The sequence below is a fragment of the Devosia sp. J20-27 genome (assembly GCF_055808595.1).
Map to the genome: position 1 here is coordinate 3,653,647 of NZ_CM147875.1, position 12,550 is coordinate 3,666,196.

Annotated in this window: 13 protein-coding genes; 10 read left to right on the top strand and 3 right to left on the bottom strand. The window is 65.8% G+C overall.

Annotation, left to right across the window (positions count from 1 at the left end):
• The first annotated feature begins 34 nt into the window (after nucleotides 1-34).
• From AC0L4C_RS18115 to AC0L4C_RS18140, 6 genes are all read left to right on the top strand, one after another.
• Nucleotides 35-499 (top strand): MarR family winged helix-turn-helix transcriptional regulator, encoded by a 465-nt coding sequence (locus tag AC0L4C_RS18115; RefSeq protein WP_473401123.1) that lies wholly within the window; start codon nucleotides 35-37, stop codon nucleotides 497-499.
• A complete protein-coding gene (locus tag AC0L4C_RS18120) occupies nucleotides 500-1,618 on the top strand; it encodes an HlyD family secretion protein (RefSeq protein ID WP_473401124.1) in 1,119 nt (372 codons plus the stop codon).
• A 2-nt stretch (nucleotides 1,619-1,620) separates the two neighbouring features.
• Entirely contained in the window at nucleotides 1,621-3,162 is a 1,542-nt protein-coding gene (locus tag AC0L4C_RS18125) for a DHA2 family efflux MFS transporter permease subunit (RefSeq protein WP_473401126.1), read from the top strand.
• 162 nt (nucleotides 3,163-3,324) lie between these two features.
• Nucleotides 3,325-4,098, top strand: coding sequence for a DeoR/GlpR family DNA-binding transcription regulator (locus AC0L4C_RS18130; RefSeq protein ID WP_473401127.1), 774 nt, complete (start codon nucleotides 3,325-3,327; stop codon nucleotides 4,096-4,098).
• Entirely contained in the window at nucleotides 4,088-5,248 is a 1,161-nt protein-coding gene (locus AC0L4C_RS18135) for an MFS transporter (RefSeq protein WP_473401128.1), read from the top strand. The genes AC0L4C_RS18130 and AC0L4C_RS18135 overlap by 11 nt, the downstream gene beginning before the upstream one ends.
• Before the next feature lie 109 nt (nucleotides 5,249-5,357).
• Nucleotides 5,358-6,626 (top strand): NAD(P)/FAD-dependent oxidoreductase, encoded by a 1,269-nt coding sequence (locus AC0L4C_RS18140; protein WP_473401129.1) that lies wholly within the window; start codon nucleotides 5,358-5,360, stop codon nucleotides 6,624-6,626.
• 74 nt (nucleotides 6,627-6,700) lie between these two features.
• Here AC0L4C_RS18140 and AC0L4C_RS18145 read toward each other — a convergent pair whose 3' ends face one another.
• Together AC0L4C_RS18145 and AC0L4C_RS18150 are read right to left on the bottom strand one after the other, a co-directional pair.
• Nucleotides 6,701-6,910 (bottom strand): cold-shock protein, encoded by a 210-nt coding sequence (locus AC0L4C_RS18145; protein ID WP_473401130.1) that lies wholly within the window; start codon nucleotides 6,908-6,910, stop codon nucleotides 6,701-6,703.
• A 198-nt stretch (nucleotides 6,911-7,108) separates the two neighbouring features.
• Nucleotides 7,109-8,497, bottom strand: coding sequence for a M24 family metallopeptidase (locus AC0L4C_RS18150; protein ID WP_473401131.1), 1,389 nt, complete (start codon nucleotides 8,495-8,497; stop codon nucleotides 7,109-7,111).
• 133 nt (nucleotides 8,498-8,630) lie between these two features.
• Here AC0L4C_RS18150 and AC0L4C_RS18155 point away from each other — a divergent pair, with 133 nt between their 5' ends.
• From AC0L4C_RS18155 to AC0L4C_RS18170, 4 genes are read left to right on the top strand one after another with little or no spacing between them, the layout of a single operon-like run.
• Nucleotides 8,631-9,521: a metal ABC transporter substrate-binding protein gene (locus tag AC0L4C_RS18155; RefSeq protein ID WP_473401132.1), complete on the top strand. Its 891-nt coding sequence runs from the start codon at nucleotides 8,631-8,633 to the stop codon at nucleotides 9,519-9,521.
• Nucleotides 9,522-9,544: 23 nt separating this feature from the next.
• On the top strand, nucleotides 9,545-10,429 hold the full coding sequence (locus AC0L4C_RS18160; protein WP_473401134.1) for a manganese/iron ABC transporter ATP-binding protein: 885 nt from the start codon (nucleotides 9,545-9,547) through the stop codon (nucleotides 10,427-10,429).
• Nucleotides 10,430-10,468: 39 nt separating this feature from the next.
• Nucleotides 10,469-11,287 (top strand): metal ABC transporter permease, encoded by an 819-nt coding sequence (locus AC0L4C_RS18165; protein ID WP_473403553.1) that lies wholly within the window; start codon nucleotides 10,469-10,471, stop codon nucleotides 11,285-11,287.
• Complete coding sequence (locus AC0L4C_RS18170; protein ID WP_473401135.1) at nucleotides 11,287-12,162, top strand: metal ABC transporter permease; 876 nt, start codon at nucleotides 11,287-11,289, stop codon at nucleotides 12,160-12,162. The genes AC0L4C_RS18165 and AC0L4C_RS18170 overlap by 1 nt, the downstream gene beginning before the upstream one ends.
• 45 nt (nucleotides 12,163-12,207) lie before the next feature.
• Here AC0L4C_RS18170 and AC0L4C_RS18175 read toward each other — a convergent pair whose 3' ends face one another.
• Nucleotides 12,208-12,528 (bottom strand): plasmid stabilization protein, encoded by a 321-nt coding sequence (locus tag AC0L4C_RS18175; RefSeq protein ID WP_473401136.1) that lies wholly within the window; start codon nucleotides 12,526-12,528, stop codon nucleotides 12,208-12,210.
• Nucleotides 12,529-12,550 lie beyond the last annotated feature (22 nt).

A 12,550-nucleotide genomic window follows, 5' to 3' on the forward strand; every position in this document is an offset into this window, starting at 1 on the left:
TGACATCCTAAGTGTACTTATTATATGTGCGCTTATGAAAAACGAGACGTTCAAGAAGCGCGCCCCGCTGGGCTACCTGATCCACGAAGTGGCGCGGCTGATGAAGCGTCGCTTCGAGGACGAGGCACGCACGCACGGCATCACCCTGCCGCAGTGGAAGACGCTGGCGCAGATCGCCGAGAGCGAGGGGATGACCCAGTCGGCGCTGGCGGCCGCGACCGATATCGATCCCATGACCATGTCAGGCATTCTCGACCGGCTGGAAAAGCGCGGGTTGATCGAGCGCCTGCCCGATCCCGCTGACAGCCGCGCCAAACTGGCTCAGCTGACCCGGGATGGGGACGACCTGCTCGAGACCGCCCGTGCCTTTGGCAGTGCGATGTACGAGGCGACCCTCGACGGCATCTCCATGGGCGACCGCGACGTCGTCATCTCCTCTCTTGCGCGCATGCGCGACAACCTCTCGGGCCCGACGGCCGATCAGAAGGAATCTGCCTAGATGAACGCACCTGCCAAAAAGCCCGGCCCCGGTGAGGCCACGCCCGTCGACGCCACACTGGCCGAGACCGTCGCTCCGGCAGCGCCCGCCGCAAAGAAACGCTCGGGGCGACGTATCGCGATCATGCTGTCGGTGCCGCTGCTGCTGGCGGTCGCGGGCGGCTATTTCTACCTGACGGGCGGCCGCTTCATCGAAACCGACAATGCCTATGTGAAGCAGTCCAAGGTCTCGATCTCTTCCGACGTCGCCGGACGCATCGCGTCGGTGGCCGTTGCGGACAACCAAATGGTCAAGACGGGCGATGTGCTGTTCGCCATTGACGCCGAGCCCTACCGCATCGCGCTGGCCCAGTCCGACGCCGCGCTGGCCGCTGCCCGCGTCAATGTCGAGCAGTTGCGCGTCGCCTTCGGCACGGCCAATGCCAAGCTGAAGGCAGCGCAGACGACACTCGACATCCGGCAGAAGGAATTCGACCGCAAGCAGAGCCTCGTCAGCCAGGGCGTGAGCGCCGAGTCGACGCTCGATGACCTGCGCCTGTCGCTGCAGACCGCCAGTTCGACGCTGGCCCTGGCGCAGCAGGAAGTGGCCAGCAGCACCGCCGCACTGGCCGGCAATCCCGACATCGCCACCGACGAGCATCCCGCCGTGCTGGCCGCCCTGGCGGCGCGCGACAATGCCCAGCGCAATCTCGACAAGACCACGATCCTCGCTCCCGCCGACGGCATCGTCAGCCAGGTGGGCAGCCTGAACCCCGGGCAGTTCATCAATACAGGCTCGACCATCGCCACGCTGGTGGAGACCGGCGACATCTGGGTGGAAGCCAACTTCAAGGAAACCCAGCTCGTCGGCATCGCCGCCGGCATGCCGGCCGAACTGACCGTCGACGCCTACCCCGGCACCAAGCTGCCCGGCCATGTGGAATCGATCGGCGCGGCGACCGGCGCCGAGTTCGCGCTGATCCCGGCGCAGAACGCCACCGGCAACTGGGTCAAGGTGACCCAGCGCATCCCCGTGGTCATCCGCGTCGATGACGCCAAGGGCGAAGTGCTGCGCTCGGGCATGAGCGCACTGGTCTCTGTCGACACCAAGGCACCTGCCGCCGGCGAAAAGGCGCAGTAGGCATGGCCGCCGCTGTTGCCGACTCGGTCCCGACGGTCGTCGTCCCGAACAAGGGACTGCTGACGTTCGGCATCATGGCGGCCGTCATCATGCAGGTGCTGGACACCACCATCGCCAATGTCGCCCTGCCGCACATGCGCTCGAGCCTGGGGGCCAGCCAGGACGAGATCAACTGGGTGCTGACGAGCTATATCGTCGCCTCGGCGATTGCGACGCCACTGACCGGCTGGTTTGCCGACCGCTTCGGTCGCAAGGAGCTGATGGTGGGTGCCGTGTTCGGTTTCACCGCCGCGTCGCTGCTCTGCGGCATTGCCACCAACCTTGAGCAGATGGTGCTGTTCCGGGTGCTGCAGGGCATTTGCGGTGCCATGCTGGTGCCGCTGGCACAGGCCACCATGATGGATGTCAACCCGCGCGAAAAGCTCGGCCAGGCAATGGCGATCTTCGGCGCCGGCATCATGATCGGGCCGATCATCGGACCGACGCTGGGCGGCTGGCTCACCGAGTCGTTCAACTGGCGTGCCGTGTTCCTCGTCAACCTGCCGATCGGCATTCTGGCATTCTTCATGCTGTTCGCCCTGATGCCCAAGAGCGAGATCAAGATCCGCAAGTTCGACTTCTTCGGCTTCGGCATGCTGGCGCTCGCTGTGGCCTCGGCCCAGTTGCTGCTGGACCGCGGCCAGGGCGTGGGCTGGTTCAACTCGCCCGAAATCTGGCTCTACCTGATCCTCGCCATTTCCGGCGCCTGGGTGTTCATCTTCCACTGCGCCACCTCGGGCAATCCGTTCGTCGACCTCAAGATGTTCAAGGACCGGAATTTTGCCACCGGTCTGGTGATGATCTTTGTCATCGGCATCTCGCTGTTCGCGGGGCTGGCGCTGTTGCCGCCCATGCTGCAGAGCCTGATGGGCCTGCCGGTCATCGAGACCGGTCTGGTCATGGGGCCGCGCGGCATCGGCACGATGGTGTCGATGATCCTGGTGGGCCGGCTGGTGGCGCGTTACGATGCCCGTATCCTGGTGTTCGGCGGGACGCTGCTGATGGCCTATTCGCTCTACATGATGACCGAATTCGACATCGTCATGGGCACCGGACCGATCATGCTCTCGGGGCTGCTGCAGGGCGTCGGCATGGGCTTTGTGTTCATTCCGCTCAACACGCTGGCCTTTGCCACCATCAACGCCAAGTACCGCGTCGACGCGACGGCGATGTTCAGCCTCATCCGCAATGTCGGTTCGGGCGTCGGCATCTCGATCGTGACGGCGGTGCTGGCCAATATGCAGGTGATCAACCACGCCGAACTGGCCGAGCGCATCACGCTCGATTCCGGTCCTGTTCGCGACTTCACGGCCGCGGCCGGCGGCTTCCAGAACGTCATCGGCACGCTCAACGGGCTGATCACCCAGCAGGCGGCAATGCTGGCCTTCCTCGATGACTTCAAGCTGATGATGTGGATCACGCTGGCGTCCGTGCCCATCATCCTGCTGTTGCGGCGGCCCAAGGCGGCCGCCAAACCCGACCCCGCCCACGCTGTGGCGGAGTAAGCAGCGGCGCCGGGAGCGACCTCCCCCGGCGCCGTTTCATTTGCAGAGCGGGTTCGCCAAGCCCTGTCTCGTGTGCCGAGGCAGCCGCAGCACTGTCCCAACGACACCGCTTGCCAAACGTGCAGTTTCGTGCAATTTCACGCATGAACCGGCACGAACACTATGCTCACCGACGAACGACACGACATCATCCGCCATCTGCTGGCGACCGACGGGAGGGTGCTGGCGCAGGAGCTGGCGCAGCGGTTCGGGGTGTCGGAGGACACGGCCCGGCGCGATCTGCGCGAGCTCGCCAGGGCGGGTGACTGCCGGCGCGTCCATGGCGGAGCCCTGCCCCCTGCCCCGGCGGCGGGCAGCATCGCCGAACGGCGGAAGGTCAACGTCGCCGGCAAGGCCCGGCTGGCGGCCAAGGCCGCAGGACTGGTGACGTCGGGGCAGACGCTGTTCATCGATGCCGGTAGTACCAACCTCGCCATCGCGCGGGCCCTGCCGGCAGACATCAGCCTCACCGTGGTCACCAATGCTCCGGGGATTGCCGAAGCGCTGGCGGCGCATGCCGGCATTTCGATCATGCTGCTGGGCGGGCGCTACAATGGCCGGCTCGGCAGCACCGGCGGCCCGAAAGTGCTGCGCGAGATCGACAACGTGCAGGCCGATCTCTTCGTGCTGGGCGGCTGCGCCGTCGAGGCCGGCTTCGGCGTCTCCGCGCTGGACGACGAGGAGGCCGAGATCAAGCGCGCCATGGCGGCCCGCAGCGGGTCCATCGTGGTCGCGGCGACCTCCGACAAGCTCGGCACCGCAGCCCCCTTCCGCGTCGTGCCGCCGGAGCAGTTGACGCATCTGGTGGTCGAGCCGGACGTCGATCCGCGTCTTCTCGGCGGCCTGACCCGAACCACCATCCACCTTGCCGATTGGGAGACACACCGTGACCATTGACGCCGCAGAGACTCTGTTCCCGCCCGCCGCCCGTCGCGAGCAGGTGGCGACGCGGGTGATCTTTCTCGTTCTCGGCTTTGTCATGGCAGCCTTTGCGCCGCTGGTGCCGCTGATCAAGCTGCGTCTCGACGCCGACGAGGGCTCGCTCGGGCTGTTGCTGCTCTGCATCGGGCTGGGGTCGATCGCCGCCATGCCGTTCACCGGCGCCATCAGCAGCCGCATCGGCTGCCGGCCGGTGATCGTTGCCGGCACCGTGCTGATGGCGCTGATGTTCCCGCTGCTGGCGATCCTCGACAGCTGGCTGCTGCTCGCCCTCGTGATCATTCTCTATGGCGCGGCACTCGGCACAGTGGATGTGACCATGAACATCCAGGCAGTGCTGGTGGAGCGTGACGCCAGCCGGGCCATGATGTCGGGCTTCCATGGCCTCTTCAGTGTCGGTGGCATGGCCGGTGCCGGCGGCATGAGCGCCATGCTGCTGCTGGGACTTCAGCCGCTGGTCGCGGCGCTGATCGTGAGTGCGCTGTCGATCGCCGCCCTGCTGCTCATCGTGCCCGGGCTGCTACCCTATGGAGACCGCAGTGCCGGCAACGCATCACCCTTCGTCTTGCCGCGCGGTGGCGTGCTGTTCATTGGCTTGCTGTGCTTCGTCACCTTCCTCGCCGAAGGCTCGGTGCTCGACTGGAGTGCCGTGTTCCTCAGCAGCGAACGCGGCGCCGGCATCGCGGAGGCGGGACTGGGCTACACGTCCTTTGCCGTCGCCATGACCATCGTCCGGCTGACCGGCGACCGCATTCGCAGCGCGCTCGGCGATCCGCGCGTGCTGCTCGTCGGCGCGCTGATCGCCGCCGCCGGCTTTGTCATGGTGCTCGGCGTGCCGTCGTTCGCGGCCGGCCTCGTCGGCTACTTCCTTGTCGGGGCGGGAGCCGCCAATATCGTGCCGGTGCTGTTCTCGGCTGCCGGGCGCAGCAAGGACATGCCATCCGGCCTCGCCGTCACTGCCGTCTCCACGCTGGGCTATCTCGGCCTGCTGGCCGGTCCGGCGCTGATCGGGTTCGTCGCGCACGCGACCTCGCTCCCGACAGCGTTTGCCCTGCTCGCGGCGGGTGCGCTGGTGGTTGCCGCCAGCTTCCGTATCGGCGCGCGCTAGCCTCGCGGTGCATGCCAACCATGCGCCGGCAGATGCCGGCATGGCTTGAGCCCGCCGCCCGGGACGCTTATCTCTGAATGGCCGGGGGCCCGGCACAGGCAGGCAGAAAATGACCAGCACAGGCAAGCATCGCGTCGTCATCATCGGTGGCGGCTTTGGCGGGCTGAGCGCCGCACAGGAACTCAAGGGCGCCGATGTCGAGATCACTCTCGTCGACCGGCGCAATCACCATCTCTTTCAGCCCCTGCTCTATCAGGTCGCGACCACCGCGCTGTCGCCGTCCGAGATCGCCTGGCCGATCCGGCAACTGCTGCGCCACCGGCCGGAGGTCACGACCCTGCTGGGCAATGTCACCGGCATCGACAAGGCAGCACGGCAGGTCCTGCTCGAGGACGGCAGCACCCTGCCCTATGACAGCTTGGTCATCGCCACCGGCGCGCGTCACGCCTATTTCGGCCACGACGACTGGGAGCCGCATGCGCCCGGCCTGAAGTCGCTGGAGGACGCCACGGCGATCCGCCGGCAATTGCTGATGGCGTTTGAAAAGGCGGAGCGCGAGACCGATCCGGCGCGCCGCAAGGCCTTGCTGACCTTCGTCCTGATCGGCGGCGGCGCCACCGGCGTCGAACTGGCCGGCGCCATCGTCGAACTGGCGCGCATCTCGCTGCGCGAGGATTTCCGCACCATCCACCCCGAGGAGGCGCGCGTGCTGCTGAACGAGGCGGGTCCGCGGGTGCTCGGCAATTTCCGCGAGAGCCTCTCGGCCTATGCGCTCAAGGCGCTGAACCGGCTGGGCGTCGAAGTCTCGCTGGGACAGGCCGTCACCTCGGTCGCCGACGGGATCGTCACTTACGGCGACTCGACGGTAAAGGCCGAGACCATCGTCTGGACGGCCGGCGTGCAGGCCTCACCCGCCGCCAAGTGGCTCGGCGTCGAGGCCGATCGCGCCGGCCGGATCATCGTGGCGCCAGACCTGAGCGTGCCGGGCAGCCCGGAGATCTTTGCCGTCGGCGACACGGTGACGGTGATCGGCCCGAACGGCAAGCCGGTGCCCGGTGTCGGCGATGCCGCCAAGCAAGGCGGGCGGCATGCAGCCAGGGTCATCCGGGCGCGGCTCAAGGGCGAGACACCGCCGGTGTTCCGCTACAGCCACGCCGGCGACATCGCCACCATCGGGCGCAGCGCGGCAGTCATCGACTTCGGCTGGATCCAGCTGACGGGCTGGGTCGGCTGGTGGGCCTGGGGGCTCGCCCACATCTATTTCCTCATCGGCCTCAAGAACCGCATCTCGGTGGCAATGAGCTGGCTGTGGATCTATCTGAGCGGCCATCGCAGTGCCCGGCTGATCACCTGGGGCGAAGCGGGCAAAAAACACTGAAACGAAAAACGGGGCGCCAGAGGCACCCCGTTTCCACGTTCAGACACCGTTCATCACGGTGGCGATTGTGCGGCTTACTCAGCCGAGATGTTGTTGACGGCCATCTTGCCGGTGCGACGGTCTTCGGCGGTATCGAAGGAGACCTTCTGACCTTCCGTGAGGCCGCGCAGACCAGCGCGCTCAAGAGCGGTGGCGTGGACGAAGACGTCCTTGCCGCCGTTGTCGGGCTGGATGAAGCCATAGCCCTTCTGGTCGTTGTAGAATTTGACGGTACCGTTTTCCATCGGTGAAGTCCTTGTGTCAGCTTACGTTTTGGGATTGTAGCGACACACGTCACCTCGTCCCGGCCAGTCGATGTTTGGAAGTCTCTGAACGTGCGCCTGGCCAGTTATGGTGGCACCCGGCCGAATGTCAGCCAAATGTCGATACACTAGAGATACTTGCAGACCAATCCAAATGCAACCCGGAGCTTGGAGTGATCGCTATGCTCTGGACAGTAACCGGTCCGGGGCCAGCCAGTAGGGCGGCATGGCTGAAGCAAGGTTGGACAATGGCAACACCTCCGGCTTGAGCCGGATCCCCAGGACGTCGGCCATGAAGGTCCGCCGCGCCTCGACCCGCTGCCACAGGGCTGGGAACTTTTCCGCCATCTCGGCGCGCCCGCGCTCGTCCAGCAGGGCGATGCCGTCCTCGATATTGGCCGAGTGGTAAGGCGCGCCCACGGCCGGAATGATGTCGCACTGGATCGCCTGCCCGGAGCGCAGCGTCTCGGTGGAGCCGGGATAGACCGGGGTGTTCATCCACTCGTCGATATGGATGAGGTGGCCGGGATTGAGCACGAGATTGAAGAATGGGCCGCCCAGGTGCCGGCGCACCAGCGCGTCGAGTTCGCCCCCGGTCACACCGATGCCGACCGTTTCGTACCACTCGGCGACGCAGGCAAAGTACGGCGCGGCGAGGCGCTCGACATAGTCCGCTGCCTCCGCCGGCAGCCCGGACTCATCCTCGCAGAGCCAGCCGACACGGCTCGAGAGGCCACCGACATAGCCCACGGCGCTGGTCACCGGATCGCCTGCCTGCAGTCGCCGGCTTGACGGGCTGTTGAGCCCGACAAGGTTCTCGCCGGAGGACAGCATGGTATGGCAGGAGTGCGGCAGCACACCCAGACCCATGAGCTGGGCGGCCTGCATTTCGGTCATACCCGGTCGGATGCCGGCGATCAGTGCCTTGAGTGCCTCGGAGCAGGCGACCGCTCCGAACTCGAACTGGGCGATCTGCTCGACTTCGTTGATCGCGCGCAACCCGGTAGAGGACTGCATCAGCAGGCCATTGGCGTTCACCACGCGGCCGGCCTCGCCGGCAATACGGCGCAGCGTGTCAACGATATAGGATGGCGTCTCGAACCACGATTCGGGGCGCGCCGCCTCGTCGGAACCGAAGTATTTCCATCCCAGGATGCCGATGCGCTGTCCGGACTGAAGGCCGGCATGGGCCAGCACTTCATGCAGCGCCGGGGTGCTGGAGCGGTCCTGCCCCAGCAGCCCGAAGGGCGGATAGAGGCGCGCCTCGACTTCGATTGCCGAGGCCTGCGCGCGCCCCAGGTTCTCGGGTCCGGCCAGCAGGGTGGGCGTGCACCCCGGCGCGAGGATCAGCAGCGCCTCCTCGAAGCGCGGATCAAAGCCGGTGAGCCAGGCGAGATTGGCGCAATGCTCGCGGTCGGCGTAGATCAGCAGCGCATCGAGACTGGCCTGTCGTCGCGCCTTGCCAAGGGCGGCAAGCCGCTCGGCATAGACGTCGCGTGAGAGCTCCGGACGGTCCGTGGGCACACCGAAATCCGGCAACCTGGCCTGGATCAGTCGGACTTTGGTCATGGGCAACACGCAACAACTACAGGGATCGGGGATTGATGGTGCGGCAATCGACGCGGCTTTGCAATCGCGGGCATTGACAAGTCCGTCAAGATCAGCTGCTATTAGGAACCATTTGCAACTAACGAGCCCATTGATGTTTCGTCTTCTCGTCTCCGCGCTGCTGGCAGGCGCCCTCGGTCTTGCCGCCCTGCCGGCATCGGCGCAGGACAAGTTCAAGGTCATCACCACCTTCACCATCATTGCCGACATCGCAGCCAACGTGGCCGGTGACGCGGCGACCGTCGAGTCGATCACCCGCCCCGGCGCCGAGATCCACGGCTTCCAGCCGGGACCGCGCGATATCGTCAAGGCGCAGAACGCCGACCTCGTGCTGTGGAACGGCATGAACCTCGAAAAATGGTTCGAGAAGTTCTTCGAGAATGTCCGCGACGTGCCGCAGGCCGTGCTCAGCGATGGCGTGGAGCCCATGGGGATCGCCGAGGGGCCCTATACCGGCAATCCGAATCCGCATGCCTGGATGTCGCCGACAAGTGCCATCATCTACGTCGAGAACATCCGCAAGGCACTGGTCGAACACGACCCGGCCAATGCCGAAACCTACAATGCCAACGCGGCCGCCTACTCGGCCCGGATCGAAGCGCTGGATGCACCGCTGCGCGAGCGGCTGGCGCAGATCCCGGAGGGGCAGCGCTGGCTGGTCACCAGCGAGGGTGCCTTCAGCTACCTGGCGCGCGACTACGACATGAAAGAGCTCTATCTCTGGCCGATCAATGCCGACCAGCAGAGTACCCCGCAGCAGGTGCGCAAGGTGATCGACGCGGTGCGGGCCAACAACATCCCGGTGGTATTCTCGGAGAGCACGGTGTCCGACAAGCCGGCGCTGCAAGTCAGCAAGGAAACGGGCGCTGCCTATGGTGGCGTGCTCTATGTGGACTCGCTGAGCGAGGCGGACGGGCCGGTGCCGACCTATCTCAAGCTGCTGGAGGTGACTGTGGATACGATCGCCAAGGGGTTCGGCAAGTGAATCAGGCCGGCAAGGCTTCGCCAATGGCTGGCACCACGACTCCCCTCGCCTCGCTCAGCGTCAGCGGCGTGACCGTGGCTTATCCGAACGGCAATGTCGCATTGCGGGACGCCAGCTTCGAGCTGAGCGCCGGCACCATTGCCGGGCTCGTGGGCGTCAACGGCAGTGGCAAGTCGACGCTCTTCAAGGCCATCATGGGATTCGTGCGTCCCGTAGCAGGTTCGGTCGAGATCGCCGGCATGCCGGCCGTTGAGGCGCTCCGCAAGAGCATGGTCGCCTACGTGCCGCAGGCCGAGGAGGTCGACTGGAACTTTCCGGTGCTGGTCGAGGACGTGGTGATGATGGGCCGGCAGGGCCATATGGGCTTCTTCCGCATTCCGTCGGCCCATGACAAGCAGCTCGTGGCGCAGGCCCTCGAGCGCGTCGGCATGACGGATTTCCGCAAGCGTCAGATCGGCGAACTCTCGGGCGGCCAGAAAAAGCGCGTCTTCCTCGCCCGGGCACTGGCGCAGGAGGGCAAGGTGATCCTGCTGGATGAACCCTTCACCGGCGTCGACGTCAAGACCGAGACGGCCATTGTCGAGCTGCTGCAGGACCTGCGGGGCAGCGGTCACCTGATCCTCGTCTCCACGCATAATCTGGGCAGCGTGCCCGACTTCTGCGACCAGGTCGTGCTGGTCAACCGGACGGTGCTGGCGGCTGGCCCTACGGCCGAAGTGTTCACCCAGGAAAATCTCGAGCGGGCGTTTGGCGGCGTGCTGCGGCATTTCCATCTGGGCGGTGCAGACCTGCACGACGACAGCGACACCAGGCAGGTGACAGTGCTCACCGACGACGAGCGTCCCGTGGTGTTTTATGGCCAGCCCAGGTCGCAAAGCCCGACAAGTTCCAGCGGCAGCGGAGACTGACCGGTGGAAGAATTGCTGGTGCCGTTCGGCTACGACTACATGCTCAAGGCGATCTGGGTCTCCGCCCTGGTGGGGGCGGTCTGCGCCTTCCTGTCTGCCTACCTGATGCTCAAGGGCTGGTCGCTGATCGGCGATGCGCTGGGTCACGCCGTGGTGCCGGGCGTCGCCGGAGCCTACATGCTCGGCCTGCCCTATTCGCTCGGCGCCTTCTTTGCCGGCGGCCTCGCCGCCGCTGCCATGGTGCTGGTGCGGCAGCGGACGCGGCTGCGGGAGGACGCGGTGATCGGCATTGTCTTCACCTCCTTTTTCGCACTCGGGTTGCTGATGGTGTCGCTCAATCCGACGGCGGTCGACGTGCAGGCCATCGTCATGGGCAATATCCTCGGCATCTCGGACGGCGACGTGATCCAGGTCGCCCTGATCTCGGTGGTGTCACTGGTGATCCTGATCGCCAAGTGGAAGGACCTGATGCTGGTGTTCTTCGACGAGAGTTATGCGCGCACCGTCGGGATCAATGCCCGTGCCCTGCAGGTGCTGTTCTTTGCCTTGCTGGCGGCCTGCACCGTGGCTGCCTTGCAGACCGTTGGCGCCATCCTCGTCATCGCGATGGTGGTGACGCCGGGCGCGACGGCCTACCTGCTGACGGACCGCTTCAAGGTGCTGCTGATCCTCGCCGTGGTGCTGGGATCGGCGACCTCGGCGCTGGGCGCCTATGTCAGCTATTTCGTCGACGGCGCCACCGGCGGCGTCATCGTCACGCTGCAGACCGTCATCTTCCTGCTGGCATTCTTCTTCGCGCCCAAACACGGGCGGCTCGCCGCGCGACGCCGGGCTCTGGCTTCGGGGGACGTGCAGTGATGGACGCAGTCATCGGCTTCTTCGTCGACCCTCTGGCTTACGACTTCATGCAGCGGGCGCTGATGGTTGCCATCCTCGTCGGCTCGGTCTCGGCGGTGCTGTCGTGCTTTCTGGTGCTCAAGGGCTGGTCGCTGATGGGCGATGCGATCTCGCACGCCGTGTTGCCCGGCGTGGTGCTGGCCTATGTGGTCGGCCTGCCGCTGGCTGTCGGCGCCTTTGTGGCCGGCCTGTTCTCGGCGATCGCCACCGGCTATCTCAAGGACAACAGCCGGATCAAGGAAGATACTGCCATGGGCATTGTCTTCACCGGCATGTTCGGGTTCGGGCTGGTGCTGTTCTCGCGCATCGAGACCGACCAGCATCTCAACCATATCCTCTTCGGTGACATGCTGGGGGTGGGCTGGAGCGATCTGATCGAAACGGCGGTGATCGCCGGCGGGACGCTGCTGGTCATCCTCGCCAAGCGCCGGGACTTCCTGCTGCATGCCTTCGACCCGCAGCACGCCCGGGCCATCGGTCTGCCCGTCGGGCTGCTGCATTACGGCCTGCTGGCCATGCTGTCGCTGACCATCGTTGCCTCGCTCAAGGCGGTCGGCATCATCCTTGTGGTGGCCATGCTGATTGCGCCGGGCGCAACCGGCTTCCTGCTCACCCGCAGGTTCGACAGGATGCTGCTGGTGGCCCTCGCCGTATCGATCTCGTCGAGCATTCTGGGCACGCTGGTGAGCTTCCAGATCAATTCCTCGACCGGCCCCAGTATCGTCCTGATCCAGACAATGCTGTTTCTCGCCGCCCTGCTCTTTGCGCCGCGCGGCGGGTTGCTGCGCCGGCGAGCGCCACAGGAACAGCCCGCAGCACCGGAAGTGCCGCGCTGAAGCCGGATGGCGCGGCAACCGAACGCCGCGCCACCAGAAACTGACTCAGTGGCCGGCGTGGTGCTCGGCGTTGCGCTTGCGTGTCGCCGCGGCCTTCCTGGCTGAGGCCGAACGCTCCGCAGCGCTGCGGCTGGCGGACGCCTCGCCGCCCTTCTTACCACCCTTCTTGGCGGCTGGATGGCCGGTGTCCTTGCCGCGGCCTGAGCCGCCCGGCTTCTTGCCACCACCATCATCCTTGTTGACCGTTGCCCAGGCACGGCGCTCGGCCTCCTTTTCGGAAACACCGCGCGCTTCGTAGCTTTCCTCGATGTGCTCGGCCTTGCGTTCCTGCTTGTCGGTATATTTCGACTTGTCACCACGGGGCATGTCCGCCTCCTCATGTTGTTGA